Raw genomic sequence first — 22,311 nt, forward strand, 5'->3', positions numbered from 1 at the left:
GGAGACTCGCATGGCCTTGATGGACATTCTTCAGCCCTACGCCGCCCGCCCCACTTCCACCGAGAACGACTTCGACGAGGTCGTGCCGCAGGTGCCGGCCGACGTGCTCGGCGACGGCCTCGCGCAGGCGTTTCGTTCCGATCGGACACCGCCTTTTTCCAGCATGGTGAGCCAGCTCTTCGGCAACTCCAACCCGCAGCTGCGCGCCGGCCTGCTGAACCAGCTGATCCGCGCCGTGGGACCGGCCGTGCTGGCCAAGATCGCGGGCGGTGCGCTCGGCCGCTTCGGCCAGACGGCCCAGCCGGGGGCCGCGGCACCGGGGACGCCGCCACCGCTGTCGCCGGTCGATGCCGAGCAGGTCACGCCGGAGCAGGTGCGCGAGATCGCCGAGGAAGCGCAGAAGCACGATCCGTCCGTCATGGAGCGCGTCGGCGGCTTCTATGCGCAGCACCCTGACCTGGTGAAGGGACTGGGCGGCGCCGCGCTGGCGATCGCGCTGGGGCAGATCGCCAACCGAATGCGCCGCTAAGTCAGGGCCGGGGCCGCGACACCTTCACCAGCCGCGTCATCGCCTCGTCCGGCGTCATGCGGTCGTTGTTCCAGTAGGCCGCCACGACCTCGCGCATCGCGTGCTCGATGGGCGCCGGCTGCGCCATCAGGTGCGCGATGCTGGGAACCAGCGTGTTCACCATCGCGGTGGCGGTGAAGTACGCGCTCGACTCCTGCGCGCACAGATCGAAGCGGTCCAGGCGCACGCCGCTGCCGACCGGGATGGAGCCCTTGCTGAGGTTGAAGGACTCCTGGAACTCGGGCTGCATGATGGTCAGCGCGAGCGCCTTCTGCGCACGCGTGGCCGCCGGGTCCTTCAAGCGGAACATCGCGAAGCTGTCGACGTTGAAGATGAAGGCGCGCGAGGTGCCCGGGGAGGACACGCAGATGAAGTCGCGCCCCGGCTGCTGGCCGGCGGCGAGGAACTCGCCCTTGGCCCAGTCGCCCATGAACTGCATGCCGGCCTCGCCCTTGATGACCATCGCGGTCGCGACGTTCCAGTCGCGGCCCGGCGCGCGCGGATCGGTGTAGTCCTTGATGCGCCGGAAGGTCTGCAGCGAGCGGGTCATCGTCTCGCTGCGCAGCGCCGCCGGATCGAGGTCGACGAAGGCGCGGCGGTAGAAGTCGGCGCCGCCGACGCCCAGCACCACCGACTCGAAGGTGGTGAACTCCTGCCACGATTGCCCGCCGTGCGCGACCGGCACGATGCCGGCGTGGCGCATCTTGTCGGCCAGCGCGAAGAACTCTTCCCATGTGGTCGGTGCGCGGGCACCGGTGCGGCGCAGGGCCTCGCGATTGATCCACAGCCAGTTCACGCGGTGCACGTTGACCGGTACCGCGACGTAGCGCCCGTGGACCTTCATCACGCTGGCGACCACGGCGGGCAGCCGCGCATCCCACTTCTGCGCCGCCGCGACATCGTCCAGGTCGGCCAGCACGTTCAGGCGCCCCCACTCCTGGATCGCCGGTCCCTTGATCTGCGCGGCGGAAGGCGGGTTGCCGGCGAGCACGCGCGAGCGCAGCACGGCCATCGCGCTGTCGCCGCCGCCGCCGACGACGGCGAAGTCGCGCCAGGTATGGCCCTGCGTGGCCAGCAGCCGCTTGAGCTCGAGCACCGAGCGGCTTTCGCTGCCGCTGGTCCACCAATGCAGCACCTCGACCTCGCCGGCGTGCGCGGCGAACGAAGCGGCCCAGAGCAGAGCAGCCGCCGTCAGCAACCGCACAGCACGGCGCCGGCGTCTTGTCTCCATGTCGTCCCTTCTGTCGAGGTTGCCGGCGAGATTAAAGACGCATTAAACGCGTGACCATAGTGTTAACGCTATGAGCGTTTCATTAACGCCAGCTTAATAATCCGCGCCGCCAGGAGCGGATGGCTCCAGGCATTCGAACCACCACTGGAGACTCACCATGCGCCGACACACCCGTGCCACTCTCACGCTCGCCACGCTGGCGTCCGCCGCCGCGACGCTCTGCACCCCCGCATCCGCCGTCGACTGGGGCGGCTACCTGCGCGCGGGCCCGGGCGCGACGAAGAAGGATGCCGCGCGCGCCTGCTACGGGCTGAGCGGGCCTGGGCTGAAGTACCGGCTGGGCAACGAGTGCGACATCTACGGCGAGTTCATCCTCAGCCAGGGCTTCCAGAAGGACGGCGTGGACTACAAGGCCTCGCTGATGACGAACCTGCACAACCCGGGCACCGACACGGGCGACTCCAAGGTGGGCATCAACCAGATGTTCGTCGAAGGCAAGGGCTTCGACATCGCCCCGGACAGCACCTTCTGGATCGGCAAGCGCTTCTACGGGCGCGCCGACGTGCACATCGTGGACACCTTCTACGTGAACATGTCCGGCGTGGGCGCGGGCGTGGACGGCATTGCGGTGGGGCCGGGCAAGCTCAACCTGGCGTACTTCCGCACCGACGGGGACGCGACGCATCCGGGCTCGCGGCTGAATGCGGACCTGAAGGACATCGCGGTGAACCCGGGGGGCAAGCTGCGCGTGACGGGCACGCTCACGCACGGGGACTTCACCGGCGGCAAGAGCGGGGCGGGCCTGAGCCTGCAGCACGAGCAGGACAACGTGCTGGGGCTGGGTGGGGCCAACACGCTGTGGCTGCAGGTGGCCAGCGGCTCGGCGGGGCTGGACGCGAACTTCGGCAGCGACCTGGGCGCAGCGTCGGGCACGCGCGCGTTTCGCATCGTCGAGAGCCTGACCTGGCAGGTCGGCGCGCTGGGCGGGCAGGCGCAGGCGCTGTGGCAGACCGACAAGGACGGCGCCACGGGGCTGAAGACCGACTCGTCCACGGTGGGCGGGCGCATGTCGTACGCGATGAGCAAGCACCTGAAGCTGCTGCTCGAGGCGGGCTACTCGCAGAAGAAGCCCGACAACGGCGCGACGCAGAAGCTGGCCAAGCTGACCTTCGGCCCGGCGCTGTCGACCGGGCCGGGATTCTGGAACCGGCCCGAGCTGCGCCTGTACGTGACCACGGCCAAGTGGAACGACGCGGCCAACGCCGCGGCCGGTCCCGGCGGCGTGACCGGCATCGGCGACGGCAAGACCCGCGGCACCAGCTACGGCGCGCAGGTCGAGATGTGGTTCTGAGGCCTGTCGGGGGCACGGCAAAGCGAAACCCCGGCACACCGGGGTTTCATCTACCTTAAAGCCCTCGTTCAGCCATTAAGCTGGGAGCATGAAACTGCTCCTGGCGGAAGACGACGTCATCCTGGCCGACGCGCTCGGCGCCAATCTGCGCAAGGCCGGCTTCGAGGTCGAGGTGGCCGGCAACGGCGCGGTCGCCGAATACCTGCTGCTGAAGCACCCGTTCGACATCGGCGTGCTCGACCTCGGGCTGCCGCTCGTCGACGGCCTCACGGTGCTCAAGCGGGTGCGGGCGGCGCGCCCGACGCTGCCGATGCTGGTGCTGACCGCCCTCGACGGCCTCGACGACCGCGTCGCCGGCCTCAATGCCGGCGCCGACGACTACCTCACCAAGCCGTTCGACTTCCCGGAGCTCGAGGCGCGCATCCGCGCGCTGCTGCGGCGCACCCGCTCGGGTGCCGGTCCGGTGCAGCAGATGGGCCGCCTCACCTTCGACCGCGACGCGCGCCGCGCCTCGGTGAACGGCGAGGCGCTGGAGCTGTCCCCGCGCGAGTGGATGCTGTTCGACCTGCTGCTCACGCAGCGCGACAAGGTGGTCACCAAGGACCAGATCGCCGACACCTGGGCGGTCGAGCGCAGCGAATCGAACCCGGGCTCGATCGAGGTGTACATCCATCGCCTGCGTCGCAAGCTGGAGAGCTCCGGGCTGGCGATCCGCACGGTGCGCGGGCTCGGCTACCTGCTCGAGGCCGAAGGAAGCACGTGAACAGCGCGCCTGCAGCGACGACGAAGCGCACGCTGCTGTCGCCGTTCAAGCACCTGCTGCGCCGGGTCCCCGGCGTGACGCCGGGCACCCGCTCGCTGCAGCGGCACCTGCTGATGTGGCTGCTGCTGCCGCAGCTCGTGCTGTGGCTGGCGGCGGCGTGGGTCACCTACAACCTGGCCGAGCGCTACGCCAACAAGGCCATCGACGCGAGCCTCACCACGGCCACCCGCGCCCTCGCGCGCCAGGTGAAGCCCATCGGCAACGGCCTGTTCATCGACTTCCCGAAGGCTGCGCAGGACATCATCGAAGCCGATCCGGACGACCGCGTGTACTACATGGTGAGCACGCCGCCGGGCCAGTTCATCCTGGGCAACAAGCAGCTGCCGCCGCCCCCGCCCATCGACCAGCCGCGGCTCGAGGAGCCCTACTTCTACGATGGCCGCATCGGCGGCGACGGCCCGGCGGTGGCGGTGCGCGTGGCCGCCCTGTACCTGGCCTACGGCGACGACGCCAAGCAGCGCATGCTGGTGCAGATCGCGCGCAGCCGGGCCAGCCGGGAGCAGCTTGCCGGGCAGATCCTCGTCGACACCGCGCTGCCGCTGTCGGCGCTGATCGCGCTGATGTCGATGATCGTCTGGGCCGGCATCCGCACCGGGCTCGCGCCGCTGTGGCGCATGCGCGCGCTGGTGGAAGACCGCGCGCCGAACGACCTCGCGCCGATCGAGCTCGATGCGGCGCCGCTGGAGGTGCGTGCATTGGCCAAGGCGATCAACACGCTGCTGGCCGAAGTGCGCGAGAGCGTGAACGCGCAGAAGCGCTTCATCAGCGACGCGGCCCACCAGCTGCGCACGCCGCTGGCGGGCCTGAAGAGCCAGACCGAGCTGGCGCTTCACGAGACGCAGGACCCGGCACTCAAGGAGCGCCTGCAGCGGGTCAACGAAAGCGCGGTGCGCAGCGCCCGCCTCGTGAACCAGCTGCTCACGCTGGCGCGCGCCGAGCCGGAGTCCGCCGACCAGCACGCCAAGACGCGCTTCGACATCCGCAAGCTGGCCGCGGACCTGTCGGCCGAGCTGGTGCCGCGGGCGCTGGCCGCGGGCGTCGATCTCGGCTTCGAAGGCGATGGCTGCGACCCAGGCAATGCGCCGGTGTGCGTGGTCGGCCACCCGTTGCTGATGCGCGAGGCGCTGACCAACCTGGTCGACAACGCGATCCGCTACGCGGGCCGCGGCAAGGTCGTCACGGTGAGCGTCGAGACCACCGGGAGCCAGGTCGTCATCGCGGTGGAAGACAACGGCCCCGGTCTTCCCGAAGCGGATCGCGAGCGTGTCTTCCAGCGCTTCGTGCGTGCGACGTACGACGGCACCGGCTGCGGGCTGGGCCTCGCCATTGCGAAAGAAATCGTTACTCGCCACAACGGCACCGTGGTGCTCGAATCGGCGCATCCTCAGGGGCTGCGCGCGGTGATACGGCTCCCACGCGGCTGAGTCTCCGGTGCGCTGTTCAGGGAAAGTCCCGAGGCTGCTCCGCCTTGTCGACGCGTTAACAAGACATTAAAGTTCGGCTCGCTTGATTCAACAAGCTGAACAATTCTTGAACAGGAGACATCTATGGCTACGACCCGTATTTCGATCGCCCTGGCCGCCGCCGGCCTGCTGAGCGCCACGCTGGCCCAGGCCGGCGAAGTCGAGGTGTTGCACTGGTGGACGTCGGGCGGCGAGGCCAAGGCCGTTGCGGAGCTGAAGGCGTCGATGCAGAAGAAGGGCCACACCTGGAAGGACTTTGCGGTCGCGGGCGGGGCCGGCGATGCAGCCATGACCGTGCTGAAGTCGCGCGTGGTCTCGGGCAACGCCCCGGCGGCGGCGCAGATCAAGGGCCCGTCCATCCAGGAGTGGGCGCGCGAAGACGTGCTGGCCAACATGGACGATGTGGCCAAGGCGAACAAGTGGGACGAGCTGCTGCCCAAGGCGATCGCCGACGGCCTGAAGTACAAGGGCCACTACGTCGCCGCGCCGGTGAACGTGCACCGCGTGAATTGGCTGTGGACCAATCCGGAAGCCTTCAAGAAGGCCGGCGCGAAGGTGCCGACCACCTGGGACGAGTTCTTCACCGCGGCCGAGGCGCTGAAGAAGGCCGGCATCACGCCGGTGGCGCACGGCGGCCAGAACTGGCAGGACTTCACCACCTTCGAGACCGTCGCGCTGGGCGTCGGCGGCGTCGACTTCTACAAGAAGGCGATCGTGCAGCTCGATCCGGGCTCGCTGAAGAGCCCGACGATGGAGAAGGTGCTGACCACCTTCAAGCGCATCAAGGGCTACACCGACAAGAACGCGCCGGGCCGCGACTGGAACCTGGCCACCGCGATGGTCATCAAGGGCGAGGCCGGCATGCAGTTCATGGGCGACTGGGCCAAGGGCGAGTTCCTCGCCGCCGGCAAGACGCCGGGCAAGGACTTCGGCTGCGTGGCCGCGCCGGGCACCGCCAAGGCCTACACCTACAACGTCGACAGCTTCGCGCTGTTCAAGCTGAAGGACGCCGGCAACCAGAAGGCGCAGCAGGACCTCGCCGCGGCCATCATGTCGCCCGAGTTCCAGGAGGTGTTCAACCTCAACAAAGGCTCGATCCCGGTGCGCCTGAACATGAACCTCGACAAGTTCGACGAGTGCGCCAAGACCTCGGCCGCCGACTTCGTCGCGACCTCGAAGGCCGGCGCGCTGGTGCCCTCCGCCGCGCACGGCATGGCGATCCCGTCGGCCGCCGAAGGCGCCATCAAGGACGTGGTGTCGCAGTTCTGGAACGACGACAAGGCGACGCCCGCGGCGACCATGGACAAGCTGGTGTCGGCGGCGAAGACGAAGTCGGGGACCTGAGTCACGAGACCTTCCCCCTCTCCCGCGTGCGGGAGAAGGTTGGGGTGAGGGAGTTGCCTCCGCTTACCCCTCACCCAGCCCTCTCCCGCCCGGCGGGAGAGGGAGCAACACCATGACCCCCACCCTCTCTCCCGCCGCCCGCCTCAGCCAGTGGATGCCCAAGCTGGTCATCGCGCCGTCATTCGTGCTCGCGATGGCCTTCATCTACGGCCTGATGGCGTGGAACGGCTACCTCTCGCTGTCGGCTTCGCGCCTGCTGCCGAACTACGAGTTCGTCGGCGTCGAGCAGTACGGGCGGCTGTTCGACAGCGAGCGCTGGTGGGTGGCGCTGACCAACCTCGGCATCTTCGGCGGGCTGTTCCTGTTCTTCGGCATGGCGATCGGCCTGCTGCTGGCCATCCTGCTCGACCAGAAGATCCGCGCCGAAGGCGCGCTGCGTACCATCTACCTGTACCCGATGGCGCTCAGCATGATCGTCACCGGCACCGCCTGGAAGTGGATCCTCAACCCGGGCCTGGGCATCGAGAAGCTGGTGCAGGGCCTGGGCTTCGCCGACTTCCAGTTCGACTGGCTCATCAATCCCGATCGTGCCATCTACACCGTCGTCATCGCCGGCGTATGGCAGAGCGCCGGCTTCGTGATGGCGCTGTTCCTCGCCGGCCTGCGCGGCATCGACGACTCCATCCTGAAGGCCGCGCAGATCGACGGCGCGAGCCTGCCGCGCATCTACTGGCGCATCATCATCCCGAGCCTGCGGCCCGTGTTCTTCAGCACGCTGATGGTGCTGAGCCACCTCGCGATCAAGAGCTTCGACCTCGTGATGGCCCTCACCGCCGGCGGCCCGGGCTTCGCGACCGACCTGCCGGCCACCTACATGTACACCATGGCTTTTACGCGCGGCCAGATCGGCCTGGGCGCGGCCTCGGCGACCGTCATGCTGGCGACCGTCGCGGCCATCGTCGTGCCTTACCTGTACTCCGAGCTGAGGGCCAAGCGATGAGCCTCGCGCAACCTGCCGGCGTGCGCCGCGCCGACACCAACGCCGCCGCCTCGCCCCGGCGGCTGATGTGGCACCGCATCGCCCTGTATGCCCTGCTGCTGCTCTTCGCGCTGGTCTTCCTCACGCCGATGTACGTGATGCTGACCACCTCGCTGAAGGACATGGCGCAGATCCGTGAAGGCAACCTGCTGTCGCTGCCGGCATCGCCGGGATTCGAGGCCTGGGCCAAGGCCTGGTCCAGCGCATGCACCGGCGTGGACTGCGGCGGCCTCAAGCCCTTCTTCATCAACTCGGTGCTGATGGTGATCCCCGCGGTGCTGGTCTCGACCACGCTGGGCGCGGTCAACGGCTACGTGCTCAGCAAGTGGCGCTTCAAGGGCAGCGAGCTGATCTTCGCGCTGATGTTGTTCGGCATGTTCATGCCGTTCCAGGTCGTGCTGCTGCCGATGTCGCAGATCCTCGGCTGGCTGGGCATTGCCAGCTCGATCTGGGGCCTGGTGCTGGTGCACATCCTCGCCGGCCTGCCATCGACCACCCTGTTCTTCCGCAACTACTACGTCGGCCTGCCCGACGAGCTGATCAAGGCGGCCATGCTCGATGGCGCCGGCTTCTGGCGCATCTTCTGGCGCATCGTGCTGCCGCTGTCGGCGCCCATCCTCGTCGTCACGCTGATCTGGCAGTTCACCAACATCTGGAACGACTTCCTGTTCGGCGTGGTGTTCTCGGGCGGCGCGTCCAAGCCGATCACGGTGGGCCTCAACAACCTGGCCAACACATCGAGCGCGGTCAAGGAATACAACGTCGACATGGCCGCGGCGATGATCGCGGCACTGCCGACGCTGGTCGTGTACATCGTCGCAGGCAAGTATTTCGTGCGCGGGCTGACGGCCGGCGCGGTGAAGGGGTGAACCATGGGCGCACTGTCCATCCGCAACGTCAGGAAGAGCTTCGGCTCGACCGACATCCTCAAGGGCATCGACATCGAGGTCGAGGCCGGCGAGTTCCTGATCCTCGTGGGCCCTTCCGGCTGCGGCAAGAGCACGCTGCTCAACATGGTCGCCGGCCTGGACACGCCGACCGCCGGCAGCATCCACATCGCCGAGCGCGACGTCACCTACGCGCTGCCGCGCGACCGTGACATCGCGATGGTGTTCCAGAGCTATGCGCTGTATCCCAACATGAACGTCGCGCAGAACATCAGCTTCGGACTCGAGATGCGCAACGTGCCCAAGGCGCAGCGCGACGAGGCGGTCAAGCGGGTCGCGAAGATGCTGCAGATCGAGCACCTGCTCGACCGCAAGCCGGGCCAGCTCTCGGGCGGCCAGCGCCAGCGCGTGGCGATGGGCCGTGCGCTCGCCCGCAATCCCAAGCTGTTCCTGTTCGATGAGCCGCTGTCCAACCTGGACGCCAAGCTGCGCGTGGAGATGCGCGCCGAGATCAAGCTGCTGCACCAGCGCACCAAGACGACCACCGTGTACGTCACGCACGACCAGGTCGAGGCGATGACCCTGGGCGACCGAATCGCCGTGATGCGCGACGGCGTGGTGCAGCAGTTCGGAACACCCGACGACATCTACAGCCGCCCGGCCACCCGCTTCGTCGCCGAATTCATCGGCTCGCCGGCGATGAACATGCTCGGCGGGCGCCGCAACGCCGACGGCCTGCATGCCAACGGCATCGAACTTTCGCTGACGCCCGAGCAGCGCCGCGCACTGCAGGCGGCGAATGCGCCGGAGATCACGTACGGGCTGCGCCCGGAGAGCCTCGCGTTCGCGTCGCAGGGCCTGCCCGGCACGGTGAGCATGCTGGAGCCCACCGGTCCCGAGACCTACGCGCTGGTCGACACCCCGGTCGGCACCGTGACCGCGCGCGTGCCGGGAAAGGTGGAGCAGCGTGTCGGCGAGTCGGTGTTCCTGCACTGGTCGCCGGCCGACGCGCATCTGTTTGACGCCCGCAGCGAGAAGCGCGTCGCATGAGCATGCCGGGCCGCTTCGCGCCCTCCCCGCGACCCTCTCCCGCAAGCGGGACAGGGAGCGGTTCGCCATGAGCAGCGCCGCCGTCGATTTCCGCTCCCCCGACTTCCTGCGCAGGCACATCCTGCACACGATGTCGTTCTACGAGGGGCGCGCGCTGGACCCCAGCGGCGGCTTCTTTCACTTCTTCAAGGACGACGGCGACGTCTACGATCGCCAGATCCGCCACCTGGTCAGCAGCACGCGCTTCGTCTTCAACTACGCCATGGCGGCGCGCCGCTTCGGCAACGTGCACTGGCGCAATGCCGCGCGCCACGGCCTGCGCTTCCTGCGCGACGTGCACCGCGACGCGGCGACGGGTGGCTATGCCTGGCAGCTGCGCTGGTGCGGCGGCCGCAAGGAAGTCCTGGACAACACCAACCATTGCTACGGCCTGGCCTTCGTGCTGCTCGCGCATGCGCATGCCGCGCTGGCCGGCATCACCGAGGCTCGGGTGGGGATCAGCGAGACCTTCGAGCTGATGGAGCGCCATTTCTGGGAGCCGGTGCCCTCGCTCTATGCCGACGAGGCCGATGCGGCCTGGAACGTCGGCAGCTACCGCGGCCAGAACGCCAACATGCACACCTGCGAGGCGATGCTGGCGGCGTTCGAGGCGACGTCCGACCGGCGCTATCTCGACCGCGCCGAGGCGATCGCCGACGCGGTCACCCGCCAGCTGGCCGCGCGCGCCGGGGGCCTGATCTGGGAGCACTATCGCAGCGACTGGACGCCCGACTGGGACTACAACCGCCACGACAGGAGCAACATCTTCCGCCCCTGGGGCTACCAGCCGGGACATCTCACCGAGTGGGCCAAGCTGCTGCTGATCCTGGAGCGCCAGCGCGGCGCCCGCTGGCTGCTGCCGCGCGCCCAGGAGCTCTTCGCCGCGGCCACCGAGCACGCCTGGGACAACACCCACGGCGGGCTGGTCTACGGCTTCGCGTCCGACGATGCGCATCCGGGGCGCTTTGCCGTCTGCGACGGCGACAAGTACTTCTGGGTCCAGGCCGAGAGCCTGGCGGCGGCGGCGCTGCTCGCCGTGCGCACCGGGGAAGGCGGCTACTGGGACTGGTACGACCGCTTGTGGGACTACAGCTGGCGCCACTTCGTCGACCACCGGCACGGAGCGTGGTACCGCATCCTGACGCCGGACAACCGCAAGTACAGCGACGAGAAGAGCCCGGCGGGAAAGACCGACTATCACACGATGGGGGCCTGCTACGAGGTGCTGGCGGCGCTGGCGCTTTGAAGACATCGCCCGCCGCGGTCCAGGGAAATCGGGCGCGTTGCATATCGTTGCGTCGCCTTCATTGCAATGCAGCAATGTTCCGCGGCATGCTGGGGCCCATGAACGACCTGCAAGCCGCCCGACTCGCGCTGCGCTGCCTCGACCTCACCTCGCTGAAGGACGAGGACACCGCCGCGTCGATCGACGCGCTGGCGCGCAGCGCCAACACGCCGCAGGGCGCGCCGGCTGCCCTGTGCGTGCTGCCGCAACTGGTGCCGGCGGCGGTGCGCGCACTTGCCGAGCAGCAGCTCGAGGGCGTGCGCGTGGCCACCGTGGCCAATTTCCCGCGCGGCGAATCGGCGCCCGAGCAGGTGCTGCAGGACACCCGCGCGGCGCTGGCCAACGGCGCGCAGGAGATCGACCTGGTGTTTCCCTGGCGTGCCCTGCTCGCCGGTCACCGGCGCGCCGGCCAGGAGCTGGTCAGCCGCTGCAAGGAGGCCTGCGCCGACGTGCCGCTCAAGGTCATCCTCGAGACGGGCGAGCTGCGCACCGCGCGCTGGATCCGCGAAGCGAGCCAGATTGCCCTGGCGGCCGGCGCCGATTTCCTCAAGACCTCCACCGGCAAGGTGTCGGTCAACGCCACGCCCGAGGCCGCGGCGCTGATGCTCGAGGTGATCCTCGAGCACGGCGGGCATGCCGGGCTCAAGGTGGCCGGCGGGGTCGCCACGCTGAACGACGCCAAGCGTTACATCGCGCTCGCCGCGCAGGCCTACGGCGCCGAGCGGCTGTCGCCCCGGACGCTGCGCTTCGGGGCGTCGGGTCTGCTGCCGGTGCTGCTCGCCACTCTGGAAGGCCGCAGCGCCGGCGTGGCCCAAGGCACCTATTGATGACGCTGGCGCAGGAGACCATCCGCCGCAAGCGCGACGGTCTCAGGCTGGCCGATACCGAGATCCGCGCCTTCGTCGAGGGCATCGCCCGCGGCGACGTGAGTGACGCGCAGATCGCCGCGTTCGCCATGGCCACCTGCTGGCGCGGCATGGCCACGCCGGAAGCCGTGGCCCTCACGCTGGCCATGCGCGACAGCGGCGCGGTGCTCGACTGGCGCGAGGCCGACCTGCACGGCCCGGTGGTCGACAAGCACTCCACCGGCGGCATCGGCGACACCGTCTCGCTGGTCCTCGCACCGCTGCTCGCCGCCTGCGGCTGCCACGTGCCGATGGTCTCGGGGCGCGGACTCGGCCACACCGGCGGCACGCTGGACAAGCTGGAGGCGATCCCGGGCTACGCCGTCGACGTGCCGCTGGACGTCTTCCGCCGCGTCGTGCGCGAAGCAGGCGTCGCCATCGTCGGCGCCGGGCCGGCGCTCGCACCCGCCGATCGGCGCCTCTACGCGGTGCGCGATCTGACGGCGACGGTCGAGTCGATCCCGCTGATCACCGCTTCCATCCTCTCGAAGAAGCTCGCCGCCGGCCTGCAGGCGCTGGCGCTGGACGTGAAGTTCGGCAACGGCGCCTTCATGCGCGACCTGGCGAGCGCACGGGCGCTGGCCCGCAGCCTGGTCGAGACCGGCTGCGGCGCGGGCCTGCCCACCGAAGCGCTGCTCACCGACATGAACGAGCCGCTCGCACCGGCCGCGGGCAATGCGCTCGAAGTGCATGTCGCGATCCGCCATCTGCGAGGCGACGAGCGATCGGCGCGGCTGGACGAGGTGGTGCGTGCCTTCGGCATCACGCTGCTGCGCCAAGCCCGGCTGGCACGCGACGACGACGACGCCCGCGCCCGCCTGGCGCGCGCGCTGGACAGCGGCGCCGCGGCCGAGCGCTTCGCCCGCATGGTGTCGGGCCTGGGCGGTCCCACCGATCTGCTGGAGCGTGCGGACCAGCTGCTGCCCGCTGCGCCGGTGGTGCGCGAGGTGGCCGCTGCTGCGGGCGGTGTCGTCGCGGCCATCGACACGCGGGCCCTGGGACTCGCCGTCGTCGAGCTCGGCGGCGGCCGCCGGCGTGCCGAGGACCGCATCGATCCTGCCGTGGGGCTCGCCGGCCTGGCGCCGCTCGGCATGCGCGTCGAGCCGGGGCAGCCGTTGGCGCTGGTCCATGCCGCAACGGCCGCCGCGGCGAACGCAGCGGTCGCGACGGTGCAAGCGGCCTATGCGGTGTCGGACACGGCGGCATCGCCCGGCCCGCTGATCGCGGGCCGCATCGTTCGGGAGCAGGGATGAGCGACGACGAACTGATCGCGCTGGCGGCGCAGGCCCGCGAAGCCGCCTATGCGCCCTATTCCGGCTTTCGCGTCGGCGCCGCGGTGCGTGCGCGAGACGGCCGCCTGTTCACCGGCTGCAACGTCGAGAACGCCTCGTACGGGCTGTGCAATTGCGCCGAGCGGACGGCGCTGTTCAGCGCCATCGCCGCGGGCGTTCCGGCCGGCGCGCTGGACCGCATCGCGGTGATCGGCGACACGGCGCAGCCCATCTCGCCGTGTGGCGCATGCCGGCAGGTGATGCTCGAGCTGGGCGGCGAGGCGCTGGCAGTGGTGCTGGCGAATCTGCACGGTGCACGCCAGGTGACGACCGCCGGCGCGTTGCTGCCGGGTGCATTCCGGTTCGATCCGTAGGGGCCACAACGGGTCTTCCCGAGCATCGCCGCGCGCATGCTTCTTGCGAGAATCCGCCGCACTGCCACGCAGGGAGACACACCATGAGCATCAGAGCCGCCGCTGTCGTCATCGCTGCCGCGCTGGCCGCATCCGCCCATGCCCAGACCCGGCAGCCCGCCGTCGTCTACGACGCCGGGGGCAAGTTCGACAAGTCCTTCAACGAAGCGGCCTACAACGGCATCGAGCGCTTCAAGAAGGAGACCGGCACCGCCTACCTGGACTTCGAGATTTCCAACGACACGCAGCGCGAGCAGGCCCTGCGCCGGATGGCGCAGAAAGGTGCCGATCCCATCATCGCGGTCGGCTTCGGCCATGCCTCGGCGCTCGAGAAGGTCGCCAAGGAATTTCCGAACGCGCACTTCGCGATCATCGATTCCGAGGTCAAGCTGCCGAACGTGCAGTCGGTGCTGTTCAAGGACCAGGAAGGCTCCTTCCTCGCCGGCTGGCTCGCCGCCACGACCAGCAAGAGCGGCAAGGTGGGCTTCATCGGCGGCATGGACGTGCCGCTGATCCGCCGCTTCCAGTGCGGCTACGAGCACGGCGCGAAGCAGGCCAATCCCAAGGTCGAGGTCGTGGCCAACATGACCGGCACCACGCCGAGCGCGTGGAGCGACCCGACCCGCGGCGGCGAGCTCGCGAAGGCGCAGTTCTCGCGCGGCGTCGACGTGGTGTTCGCCGCGGCCGGCGGCACCGGTACCGGCGTGTACCAGGCTGCCAAGGACCAGGGCAAGCTGGCCATCGGCGTCGACAGCAACCAGAACCACCTGCAGCCGGGCACCATGCTCACGTCCATGCTCAAGCGCGTCGACAACGCGATCCACGGCATCGCGCTGTCGGCGAAGAACGGCAGCTGGAAGCCCGGCACCGTCGTGCTCGGCCTGAAGGAGCAAGGCGTCGGCCTCGCGATGGACCAGCACAACGCCAGGCTGGTGAGCGAGGACACGAAGAAGAAGCTGGCGGCGGTGGAATCGGACATCGTGTCCGGCAAGGTGAAGGTGGCGACCTACACACCCGAAGCCGGCTGCAAGTACTGACCCCCGCTTGAACGCCGACTTCGCCGTCGAGCTGCTGGGCATCCACAAGCGCTTCGGCGCGGTGCATGCCAACGACGACGTGACCTTGCGCGTGCGGCGCGGCAGCGTGCACGGCATCGTGGGGGAGAACGGCGCCGGCAAGTCGACGCTGATGAGCGTGCTCTACGGCTTCTACCCGGCCGACGAAGGCACGATCCGCCTCGAGGGGCGCGAGCTGCAGCTCGGCGGCACGCACGACGCCATCGCGCACGGAGTCGGCATGGTGCACCAGCACTTCATGCTGGTCGAACGCTTCACCGTCCTGGAGAACGTGGTGCTGGGCGCCGAGCAAGGCATGCTGCTGTCTCGCAGCCTCGCCCAGGCGCGGAGCGAGCTGGCGCGGCTGGCCGACGAATTCGGCCTGGCGGTCGACCCCGATGCCCGCGTGCGCGACCTGCCGGTCGGCGTGCTGCAGCGGGTCGAGATCCTGAAGGCGCTGTTTCGCGGAGCACGCATCCTCATCCTCGACGAGCCCACCGGCGTGCTGACGCCGCAGGAGACCGAGGCGCTGTTCCGCGTGCTGTCATCGCTGAAGGCACGCGGCGTCACGGTGCTGCTCATCACTCACAAGCTGAAGGAGATCCTCGCCATCACCGACCGCGTGACCGTGATGCGCGCCGGACGCGTCGTCGCCGATCGCGACACCGCCGCGACCAGCGAGGTCGAGCTCGCCGAGCTGATGGTCGGACGCAAGGTGCAGCTCGAAACCGCCCCGCTCGCGCGCCACCGCGGCGACATCCGGCTCGAGGCGCGCGAGATCGGCTGGCACGACGCGCAGGGTTGGGCGCGCCTGCACGACATCTCGCTGCAGCTGCATTCCGGCGAGATCGTCGGCGTGGCGGGCGTGGCGGGCAACGGCCAGAGCGAATTGCTCGCCGTGCTGTCCGGCCTGGAGCCCCCGCAGCAGGGATCGGTCCATCTCGCGCTGGCCGACGGCGGCACCTGCCGCATCGACGCGCGCCATCCGGTCGATCCGCGCAGGCTGCGTGCGCTGGGCGTCGCCCACGTGCCGGAGGATCGCCACCGCCTGGGCCTGGTGCTCGGATTCGCGGCCTGGGAATCGGCGCTGCTCGGCTACGAGGACGAGCCGGCGGTGCGCCGCGGTCCCTGGCTGCTGCGCGCGCCCGCGCGCCGGCAGTGCCGCGAGATGATGGAAGCGTTCGACGTGCGGCCGCGCGACGAGTCGCTGCTGTCGTCCAAGTTCTCCGGCGGCAACCAGCAGAAGCTGATCCTCGCCCGCGAGTTCCGCCGTGCGCCGCGCGTGCTGCTGGTCGGGCAGCCGACACGCGGGGTCGACATCGGGGCGATCGAGTTCATCCATCGCCGGATCGTCGCTCTGCGCGATGCGGGCTGCGCCGTGCTGCTCGTGTCCACCGAGCTCGACGAGATCCTCGCCCTCGCCGACCGCATCGTCGTGATGAGCGGCGGGCGCATCACCGGCACGCTGGCGCGGGACCAGACCGACGAGCGGCAGCTCGGCTGCCTGATGGGACAGGCGGCATGAGGGACGTCCCGGCGGCCCTGCCGCGCTGGATCGACGTGGCACTGCTGCCGGTGCTCAACGTCGCGCTCGCGCTCAGCGCCGCGGGACTCGTCGTCTGGGCCATCGGCCAGAACCCCCTCGCCGCCGTGCGGCTGCTGGTCGACGGCGCCTTCGGCAGCGCGCTGGCGTGGAGCTACACGCTCTACTACACGACCAATTTCATCCTCACCGGACTTGCCGTGGCCGTGGCGTTCCACTGCGGTCACTTCAACATCGGCGCCGAAGGCCAGGCGACGCTCGGCGGCCTGGGCGTCGGACTGCTGATGCTGACGCTGGACCGCTGGCTGCCGGCGGCGCTGCTGCTGCCGCTGGCGCTGCTGGCCGGCATGGCCGCCGGCGTCGCGTGGGCCTTCGTGCCGGCGTGGCTGCAGGCCTACCGCGGCAGCCACATCGTCATCACGACGATCATGTTCAACTTCCTCGCCTCGACGCTGATGGTGTGGCTGATCGTCAACGTGCTGAAGGTGCCCGGCAACCAGGCCGTCGAGTCGCGCGCGTTCGCCGCCGGCGCTGCGCTGCCCAATGCGAAGTCCATGCTCTCGCTCATCGGCGTGGAATGGCCCGATACGCCGCTCAACCTCGCGTTCGCGCTCGCACTGCTGTCCTGTCTGGCAGTGTGGCTGCTCCTGTGGCACTCGCGGCTGGGCCACGCGCTGCGCGTGGTCGGGCAGTCGAGCGATGCCGCGCGCTATGCCGGCATCTCGCCGCCGCGCATGACGCTCGTCGCGCTGTCGATCTCGGGTGCGCTCGCAGCGCTGGTCGGCGCCAACGAGATCGCCGGCGTTCACCACAAGCTCCTGCTCGATTTCGTCGCCGGTGCAGGCTTCACCGGCATCGCGGTGGCATTGATGGGCCGCAACCATCCGTTCGGCATCGCGCTGGCGGCGCTGCTGTTCGGCGCGCTGGCGCAAGGCGGCTCCGAGCTGGTGTTCGAGATGCCGGCCTTCACCCGCGACATGTCGGTCGCGGTGCAGGGCTTCGTGGTGCTGTTCTGCGGCGCCCTGTCGCAGATGCTGCGTGCGCCGGTGGCACGTGCCCATGCGCGGCTCTCGGGCCGGCCCCGGCGTCGACATGGATGAGCTGATCGTCGTCGTCGCCTCGGTGCTGGGTGCCACGCTGCGCATCGCCGTGCCGCTGGTGCTGTGCGCGCTGGCCGGCGTGTTCAGCGAGCGGGCCGGCGTCATCGACATCGGGCTCGAAGGCAAGATGCTCGCTGCCGCCTTCGCGGCCGCATGCCTGGGCGCCATCGGATGGCCGGCGATGGCGGCGCTGGCCGGTGCGGTGCTCGTGGCGATGTCGCTTGGGCTGGTGCACGCCTGGGCCTGCATCACGCACCGCGGCGACCAGATCGTGTCCGGCGTCGCGCTCAACGTGATTGCCGCCGGCCTCACGGCGGTGCTCGGGCTGGTGTGGTTCAGCCAGGGCGGCCGCACGCCTGACGTGGCAGCGGCCAGCCGCTTCACCAGCATGATCGCCGGCGCCGCCGCCGCCGTGCGAAGCTGGCCGCTGGTCGGACCGCTGCTGGCGGAGGTGCTGCTCGATCACAACGCGCTCGTGTGGCTCGCGTTCGCGCTGGTGCCCGCGTCGTGGTGGCTGCTGTACCGCACGCGCTTCGGACTGCGCCTGCGCGCGGTCGGCGAGAACCCGGCGATGGTCGATGCGGCGGGCATCTCCGTGACGCGGCTGCGCTACGGCGCCGTGCTGCTGGCCGGCATGCTGTGCGGCATCGCGGGCAGCTACCTCACGCTCGCGCAGAACGCGTCGTTCTCTCCCGGCATGACGGCCGGCCGCGGCTTCATGGCGCTGGCCGCGATGGTGTTCGGCCAGTGGCATCCGCTGCGCGCCGGCGTGGCCTGTCTGCTGTTCGGCTTTCTCGATGCCGTGGCCATCCGCCTGCAGGGCGTGCCGCTGCCGGGCATCGGCTCGGTGCCGGTGGAGCTGATCCAGGCGCTGCCATACGCACTCACGGTGGTCCTGCTGGCGGGCTTCTTCGGGCGCGCGCAGGCGCCGCGCGCGCTCGGCAGGGCGTACGTGAAGGAACGTTGACGCCCCTGCCTCGTCTGGATTCATCCGTCGGGCGCCTCATGAGGCTCGTAGACGAGGAACACGCGGCCGTTGCGAAAGGTCCGCGATGTCACGAGCCTCAAGGTCAGCATGTTCTTCACCCCTTCGAACATCGTCCTGCCGTCTCCCAGGGCAACGGGGACCACGACGACCTGGAACTCGTCGACCAGGCCCGCTTGCGTGAGCTGCGACACGATGCTGCCGCTGCCCAGCACGGTGATTGCCTCGCCCGGCTCGGCCTTCAGTTTGCGCACTTCGGCGGCCAGGTCGCCCTTGAGCACCTTCGTGTTGTTCCACGTCGCCTTGCCGAGCGAGCGCGACACCACGACCTTGGGCATCGCGTTCATCGGCCCCGCCACTTCGGGCATCTGCTGCATCGCCTGCGGCGTCGGCCAGTGGCTCGCGAACAGCTCGTACGTGGTGCGGCCCATCAGCAGCACGCCGCCGCCGGCCGCATTCGCTGCCGTGAACGACTGGAACTCGGGGTCGTCGCCGCCCTGGTGCATCCAGGCGATGTCGCCGCTCGCGGCCTTGAAGTAGCCGTCCAGGGAAACGGATTCGAAGACGCTCAACTTGCGCATCACCTTGCTCCTCGGACACGCTGCAAGCGCCCAAGCTAAGCGGGAAGCGGCGCCGCGTCAAAGCCGCCGGGCATCTCCATGCCGCCTGCCCTCTCTCCCGCTTGCGGCACAGAGGGATGCCGGGGATCGCCGCCGAGGCTTCGGACGTCAGGGTTGCGTGTCGATCCAGCGATCGATCCGTGCTTCGAGCATCGACAAGGGCAGCGGCCCTTCTCCCAGCACGGCATCGTGGAACGCCGCCATGCTGAACCGGTCGCCCAGCCGTTGCTTCGCCCGCTGGCGCAGCGATTGGATCTTCAGCGACCCGAGCTTGTAGCCCAGCGCCTGCGCCGGCCAGGCCAGGTAGCGGTCGATCTGCTGCTGCGCCTGCACCTCCGAGGCGCCGACGTTGTCCATCCAGTAGGCGACCGCCTGTTCGCGGCTCCAGCCCTTGGCGTGCATGCCGGTGTCGACGACCAGCCGTGCCGCCCGTGCGATCTCGAGCCGCAGTTCGCCGACATGGGCGGCCGGGTCCCGGTACAGCCCCATCTCGTGGCCCAATGTCTCGGCGTACAACGCCCAGCCCTCGCCATAGGCATTGATCCACAGGCGCTGGCGGAACCGCGCCAGCTGCTTCATCTCCTGCTGCATCGCCATCTGGAAGTGATGGCCGGGCTGGCCCTCGTGCAGGAAGAGCGCGGTCATGCCGGTCGCGTCGTACCGGGCCGGATCGGGGATCACGGCCCAGAAGATGCCCGGCCGTGTGCCGTCTTCGGCCGGGATGCCGTAGCGGTCGGTCGCGGTCGCGCGGGTGCGCTCCGGCTCCGCGCGGATGTCGAGTGCCGCCTTCGGCTGGCGGCCGAAGAGCCGGGGAAGGTGCGCCGTCACGGTCTCGTTGATCGCGCGGTAGGCCTCGAGGATCTGCGCTTCGCTGCGGTAAGGCAGGAACTTGTCCTGGGTGCGCACCCAGGCGAGCAGCCGGCGCGGATCGCCTTGATGACCAAGCTGGGGAGCCGTCCGTGCGAGCTCTGCGTGGATGCGCGCGACTTCCTGCAGCCCGATGGCATGGATCTCCTCGGGCGCCAGGTCCGTCGTCGTCTGCTCACGCACCCACTGGCGGTACCACGCGGCGCCGTCGGGCAGCGCGCTCCATCCGACGAGCTCGCGGCTGGCCGGCAGGTATTCGTTCTCGACGAAGTGGGCGAGCCGGCGCATGGCCGGCGCCACGCGGTTCGCGACCGTGTCGGAATAGGCGGCCACGAGGCGGCGGCGGTCGGCCTGCGACAAGGACGCTGGCAGGCTCCTGGCCGGCGACCAGAACGGGTTGTCCGCGAGCCTCGCATGGCCCAGCGGTCGCAGCTGCGTGAGCGTGGCGGCGACGACAGGCCGGGGCTGCACGATGCCCAGCCGCATGCCTTCGCGCATGTTGGCGATCGCCTGATCGCACCAAGCGGGAAGCTGTGCGATGCGCCGCCGATAGGCCTCGAGCTGGGCCGCCGTCTGCAGCGGCTGCTCGGCCTGGCCGCTGGCGAAGATGGCCAGCAGCAAGGGCACCGAGTCCATCTGCTGCAGCGGCAGCAGATGGTCGTTGAAGGGCTCGAACCCGAGGCGCAGCTCGAGCTGCCATGCGAGCAGGTCGTGGGTGAGCGCGTCCGCAGTGCCCGGCGCCCCGCGCGGGATGGCAGCCAGCTCGCGCCGGACCTCTCGGTACATCGCGAAGCGCTTCTTCCGATGCGCCGGCGCGATGGTGATCGGCAACTGGTCGTCGAAGCGGTTGTCGCCGATGAGCGTGGCGGAGTACACCGGATCCAGCCGCGCCTGGGCCTCGTAGTAGCGGTCGGCCAGCCTGGCCAGCGCGGCGCCGGGGTCGGCGGCGGCGAGGCAGTGCCACAGCGCCACGACGATGCAGGAGAGAAAGCGGGTGAGCGTCATGCGGCCATGGTGTGCCGCAAAGGCTGCCAGGGCGTGTCAGCCTTGTCTGCCCTTCAGCGCCTCACAGCCAGTCGCAGGCCTTGTCCAGCTCGCCGCGCTCGGCCGCCGCCTTGGTCTCGGCCTGCACATCCGCCCGCGTCTCGCCGGGCTCGCGAATGCCGCCCTTCTGCTTCTGCCAGCGTGCGCAGCGCTCCTCCAGCGGGCGGTTCTTGGCCGCGTAGTCGGGCTTGTTGCCGGCCGGCGCGGCGCAGGCGGCGAGCACGATCGCCGCGGTCAGGGCGAGGGGGATGGCGGCGGTCATCGAGCGTGTCTCCTCCATGGACTTGGACCCGCGATGCTAACGAAACGGGCACAGTGCGGCCCATGGAGCTGAGCATCGCCGCCGGCAAGCGCGGCCAGATCGTCGTGGACACCGCCGGCGGCCCGCGCTGGAACGGACTCGAAGTGAGCGGCTTCGCCTTGCGAGCGGCCGCCGACGGCGAGCTGCGCGCCGAGGTCGACCGGTTGCAACTGCGCGACCTGCGCGTGCAGGCCGGCCCGGCGTCGCTGGCCGTCGCGAAGGCGGCGCTCGAGGGCGTCGTGCTGCGGCTGGCGATGCCGCGGGCCGGGGCACCGCTGGCCTTGCTCGGCGCGCAGGCGCAGTCGCTGCAGCTCGAAGGCGTCGAGATCGAGGTGGCGCGCGGCTCCCACGGGCCCGGCGCGCCGCGCAGCGGTCTGCGCCTGGACGCGCTGGGCGGCCTGGACGGCGAGCTGCATGCGTACGTGACCGACGCCGCGTGGGTGCTGGATGCCGACATCACCGTGCCGCTGCAGCGCGGGCGCATCGACTTCAATCGCGTCGTCGTCGACCACGTCGGTCCCAACTCGTCGATGGGCATCAGCCGCAACAGCATCCACGTCGACGCGCCCAACCTCGGCCGCACCGACCTGTTCGTGTTCACCGCGCCGGAGATCCCGGGCGCCACCTACGAGAAGCGCGGCGGCCTGTTCTCGCGCGTGGCCGATCGCGGCCAGCTCGACCTGCCGGCCTTCATCGCCGCCTGGCTGCAGGCGCCGGCCGACCAGCCGCTGGGAGGCTCGGCCCGCGGCGACATCGACGCCACGCTGGGCCGCACGCGCCTGACGGGCGAGCTGCGGCTCGGCGACGGCGCGCTCGGCCTGGAACGCCAGCACCTGGTGCTCGACGGTGCCGCGCAAGGCAGGAACCGCGTCGTCCTGTCGGCCGCGGTGCTGGACCACAAGCTCGGGCTGCGGGTGCAGGATCTCGCCGCCATCGCCTCGCGCTTCGAGCTGTTCGGACAGGCCGGCAGCACCGGACCGGTGTCGGCGACGCTGGAGATGCACGCCACGGGACTGCACCGCCAGCGCCGCGACACCGATGGTCCGCTGACGCTGACGGTCGAGCGCCTGAACATGGGCCGGCTGGTGCTGGGAAGCCCGTAGCGCGTGCGCCACGCGGGCCGCGGC

At 69.9% G+C, this 22,311-nt stretch carries 21 protein-coding genes; 17 read left to right on the plus strand and 4 right to left on the minus strand.

What is annotated here, in order from left to right; genetic code table 11:
- Positions 1 to 10: 10 nt before the first annotated feature.
- The gene (locus P7V53_RS16755) at positions 11 to 529 is read left to right on the plus strand and encodes a hypothetical protein (RefSeq protein WP_280150552.1); all 519 of its coding nucleotides are present in this window, start codon (positions 11 to 13) and stop codon (positions 527 to 529) included.
- Position 530: 1 nt separating this feature from the next.
- On the opposite strand, the gene P7V53_RS16760 is transcribed toward P7V53_RS16755, so the two are convergent.
- Positions 531 to 1,799, minus strand: a complete 1,269-nt coding sequence (locus P7V53_RS16760) for an ABC transporter substrate-binding protein (RefSeq protein ID WP_280150554.1) — start codon at positions 1,797 to 1,799, stop codon at positions 531 to 533.
- Between the two features lie 157 nt (positions 1,800 to 1,956).
- Here P7V53_RS16760 and P7V53_RS16765 point away from each other — a divergent pair, with 157 nt between their 5' ends.
- The 15 genes from P7V53_RS16765 to P7V53_RS16835 all read left to right on the plus strand — a co-directional run bounded on the left by P7V53_RS16765 (position 1,957) and on the right by P7V53_RS16835 (position 18,334).
- The gene (locus P7V53_RS16765) at positions 1,957 to 3,150 is read left to right on the plus strand and encodes a carbohydrate porin (protein ID WP_280150556.1); all 1,194 of its coding nucleotides are present in this window, start codon (positions 1,957 to 1,959) and stop codon (positions 3,148 to 3,150) included.
- A gap of 88 nt (positions 3,151 to 3,238) precedes the next feature.
- A complete protein-coding gene (locus P7V53_RS16770) occupies positions 3,239 to 3,913 on the plus strand; it encodes a response regulator transcription factor (protein WP_280150557.1) in 675 nt (224 codons plus the stop codon).
- The gene (locus P7V53_RS16775; RefSeq protein ID WP_348273436.1) at positions 3,910 to 5,397 is read left to right on the plus strand and encodes a sensor histidine kinase; all 1,488 of its coding nucleotides are present in this window, start codon (positions 3,910 to 3,912) and stop codon (positions 5,395 to 5,397) included. The genes P7V53_RS16770 and P7V53_RS16775 overlap by 4 nt, the downstream gene beginning before the upstream one ends.
- A gap of 123 nt (positions 5,398 to 5,520) precedes the next feature.
- Positions 5,521 to 6,780 carry an ABC transporter substrate-binding protein gene (locus tag P7V53_RS16780; protein WP_280150558.1) on the plus strand — a complete coding sequence of 420 codons (1,260 nt, stop codon included), beginning with the start codon at positions 5,521 to 5,523 and terminating at the stop codon, positions 6,778 to 6,780.
- A gap of 112 nt (positions 6,781 to 6,892) precedes the next feature.
- Complete coding sequence (locus P7V53_RS16785) at positions 6,893 to 7,780, plus strand: sugar ABC transporter permease (protein WP_280150559.1); 888 nt, start codon at positions 6,893 to 6,895, stop codon at positions 7,778 to 7,780.
- Between the two features lie 65 nt (positions 7,781 to 7,845).
- Positions 7,846 to 8,688 carry a carbohydrate ABC transporter permease gene (locus P7V53_RS16790; RefSeq protein ID WP_280156540.1) on the plus strand — a complete coding sequence of 281 codons (843 nt, stop codon included), beginning with the start codon at positions 7,846 to 7,848 and terminating at the stop codon, positions 8,686 to 8,688.
- 3 nt (positions 8,689 to 8,691) lie between these two features.
- Entirely contained in the window at positions 8,692 to 9,756 is a 1,065-nt protein-coding gene (locus tag P7V53_RS16795; RefSeq protein WP_280150561.1) for an ABC transporter ATP-binding protein, read from the plus strand.
- Positions 9,757 to 9,823: 67 nt separating this feature from the next.
- A complete protein-coding gene (locus tag P7V53_RS16800; protein WP_280150563.1) occupies positions 9,824 to 11,041 on the plus strand; it encodes an AGE family epimerase/isomerase in 1,218 nt (405 codons plus the stop codon).
- A 98-nt stretch (positions 11,042 to 11,139) separates the two neighbouring features.
- Positions 11,140 to 11,907: a deoxyribose-phosphate aldolase gene (gene deoC, locus P7V53_RS16805; protein ID WP_280150565.1), complete on the plus strand. Its 768-nt coding sequence runs from the start codon at positions 11,140 to 11,142 to the stop codon at positions 11,905 to 11,907.
- A complete protein-coding gene (gene deoA / locus P7V53_RS16810; protein WP_280150566.1) occupies positions 11,907 to 13,238 on the plus strand; it encodes a thymidine phosphorylase in 1,332 nt (443 codons plus the stop codon). Before deoC ends, deoA begins: the two co-directional genes overlap by 1 nt.
- Positions 13,235 to 13,630 carry a cytidine deaminase gene (locus tag P7V53_RS16815; protein ID WP_280150567.1) on the plus strand — a complete coding sequence of 132 codons (396 nt, stop codon included), beginning with the start codon at positions 13,235 to 13,237 and terminating at the stop codon, positions 13,628 to 13,630. Before deoA ends, P7V53_RS16815 begins: the two co-directional genes overlap by 4 nt.
- A gap of 83 nt (positions 13,631 to 13,713) precedes the next feature.
- A complete protein-coding gene (locus P7V53_RS16820; protein ID WP_280150569.1) occupies positions 13,714 to 14,706 on the plus strand; it encodes a BMP family ABC transporter substrate-binding protein in 993 nt (330 codons plus the stop codon).
- A gap of 7 nt (positions 14,707 to 14,713) precedes the next feature.
- Complete coding sequence (locus P7V53_RS16825; RefSeq protein ID WP_280150571.1) at positions 14,714 to 16,249, plus strand: ABC transporter ATP-binding protein; 1,536 nt, start codon at positions 14,714 to 14,716, stop codon at positions 16,247 to 16,249.
- Positions 16,246 to 17,367 carry an ABC transporter permease gene (locus P7V53_RS16830; RefSeq protein ID WP_280150572.1) on the plus strand — a complete coding sequence of 374 codons (1,122 nt, stop codon included), beginning with the start codon at positions 16,246 to 16,248 and terminating at the stop codon, positions 17,365 to 17,367. The genes P7V53_RS16825 and P7V53_RS16830 overlap by 4 nt, the downstream gene beginning before the upstream one ends.
- Complete coding sequence (locus P7V53_RS16835) at positions 17,360 to 18,334, plus strand: ABC transporter permease (RefSeq protein WP_280150573.1); 975 nt, start codon at positions 17,360 to 17,362, stop codon at positions 18,332 to 18,334. The genes P7V53_RS16830 and P7V53_RS16835 overlap by 8 nt, the downstream gene beginning before the upstream one ends.
- Positions 18,335 to 18,354: 20 nt before the next feature.
- On the opposite strand, the gene P7V53_RS16840 is transcribed toward P7V53_RS16835, so the two are convergent.
- The 3 genes from P7V53_RS16840 to P7V53_RS16850 all read right to left on the minus strand — a co-directional run bounded on the left by P7V53_RS16840 (position 18,355) and on the right by P7V53_RS16850 (position 21,145).
- Positions 18,355 to 18,933: a dihydrofolate reductase family protein gene (locus tag P7V53_RS16840; RefSeq protein WP_280150574.1), complete on the minus strand. Its 579-nt coding sequence runs from the start codon at positions 18,931 to 18,933 to the stop codon at positions 18,355 to 18,357.
- Between the two features lie 147 nt (positions 18,934 to 19,080).
- Positions 19,081 to 20,844, minus strand: a complete 1,764-nt coding sequence (locus P7V53_RS16845) for a DUF885 domain-containing protein (protein WP_280150575.1) — start codon at positions 20,842 to 20,844, stop codon at positions 19,081 to 19,083.
- A gap of 61 nt (positions 20,845 to 20,905) precedes the next feature.
- The gene (locus P7V53_RS16850; RefSeq protein WP_280150576.1) at positions 20,906 to 21,145 is read right to left on the minus strand and encodes a hypothetical protein; all 240 of its coding nucleotides are present in this window, start codon (positions 21,143 to 21,145) and stop codon (positions 20,906 to 20,908) included.
- A 62-nt stretch (positions 21,146 to 21,207) separates the two neighbouring features.
- Here P7V53_RS16850 and P7V53_RS16855 point away from each other — a divergent pair, with 62 nt between their 5' ends.
- Positions 21,208 to 22,287 (plus strand): hypothetical protein, encoded by a 1,080-nt coding sequence (locus P7V53_RS16855; protein ID WP_280150578.1) that lies wholly within the window; start codon positions 21,208 to 21,210, stop codon positions 22,285 to 22,287.
- Positions 22,288 to 22,311: the final 24 nt, after the last annotated feature.

The organism is Piscinibacter sp. XHJ-5 (assembly GCF_029855045.1).
GTDB lineage: Bacteria > Pseudomonadota > Gammaproteobacteria > Burkholderiales > Burkholderiaceae_C > Albitalea.

Coding starts and splice junctions, on each gene's coding strand:
- P7V53_RS16755 (WP_280150552.1), top strand. CDS start 11: ATGGCCTTGATGGACATTCTTCAGCCCTACGCCGCCCGCCCCACTTCC.
- P7V53_RS16760 (WP_280150554.1), bottom strand. CDS start 1,799: ATGGAGACAAGACGCCGGCGCCGTGCTGTGCGGTTGCTGACGGCGGCT.
- P7V53_RS16765 (WP_280150556.1), top strand. CDS start 1,957: ATGCGCCGACACACCCGTGCCACTCTCACGCTCGCCACGCTGGCGTCC.
- P7V53_RS16770 (WP_280150557.1), top strand. CDS start 3,239: ATGAAACTGCTCCTGGCGGAAGACGACGTCATCCTGGCCGACGCGCTC.
- P7V53_RS16780 (WP_280150558.1), top strand. CDS start 5,521: ATGGCTACGACCCGTATTTCGATCGCCCTGGCCGCCGCCGGCCTGCTG.
- P7V53_RS16785 (WP_280150559.1), top strand. CDS start 6,893: ATGACCCCCACCCTCTCTCCCGCCGCCCGCCTCAGCCAGTGGATGCCC.
- P7V53_RS16790 (WP_280156540.1), top strand. CDS start 7,846: ATGTGGCACCGCATCGCCCTGTATGCCCTGCTGCTGCTCTTCGCGCTG.
- P7V53_RS16795 (WP_280150561.1), top strand. CDS start 8,692: ATGGGCGCACTGTCCATCCGCAACGTCAGGAAGAGCTTCGGCTCGACC.
- P7V53_RS16800 (WP_280150563.1), top strand. CDS start 9,824: ATGAGCAGCGCCGCCGTCGATTTCCGCTCCCCCGACTTCCTGCGCAGG.
- deoC (WP_280150565.1), top strand. CDS start 11,140: ATGAACGACCTGCAAGCCGCCCGACTCGCGCTGCGCTGCCTCGACCTC.
- deoA (WP_280150566.1), top strand. CDS start 11,907: ATGACGCTGGCGCAGGAGACCATCCGCCGCAAGCGCGACGGTCTCAGG.
- P7V53_RS16815 (WP_280150567.1), top strand. CDS start 13,235: ATGAGCGACGACGAACTGATCGCGCTGGCGGCGCAGGCCCGCGAAGCC.
- P7V53_RS16820 (WP_280150569.1), top strand. CDS start 13,714: ATGAGCATCAGAGCCGCCGCTGTCGTCATCGCTGCCGCGCTGGCCGCA.
- P7V53_RS16830 (WP_280150572.1), top strand. CDS start 16,246: ATGAGGGACGTCCCGGCGGCCCTGCCGCGCTGGATCGACGTGGCACTG.
- P7V53_RS16835 (WP_280150573.1), top strand. CDS start 17,360: ATGGATGAGCTGATCGTCGTCGTCGCCTCGGTGCTGGGTGCCACGCTG.
- P7V53_RS16840 (WP_280150574.1), bottom strand. CDS start 18,933: ATGCGCAAGTTGAGCGTCTTCGAATCCGTTTCCCTGGACGGCTACTTC.
- P7V53_RS16845 (WP_280150575.1), bottom strand. CDS start 20,844: ATGACGCTCACCCGCTTTCTCTCCTGCATCGTCGTGGCGCTGTGGCAC.
- P7V53_RS16850 (WP_280150576.1), bottom strand. CDS start 21,145: ATGACCGCCGCCATCCCCCTCGCCCTGACCGCGGCGATCGTGCTCGCC.
- P7V53_RS16855 (WP_280150578.1), top strand. CDS start 21,208: ATGGAGCTGAGCATCGCCGCCGGCAAGCGCGGCCAGATCGTCGTGGAC.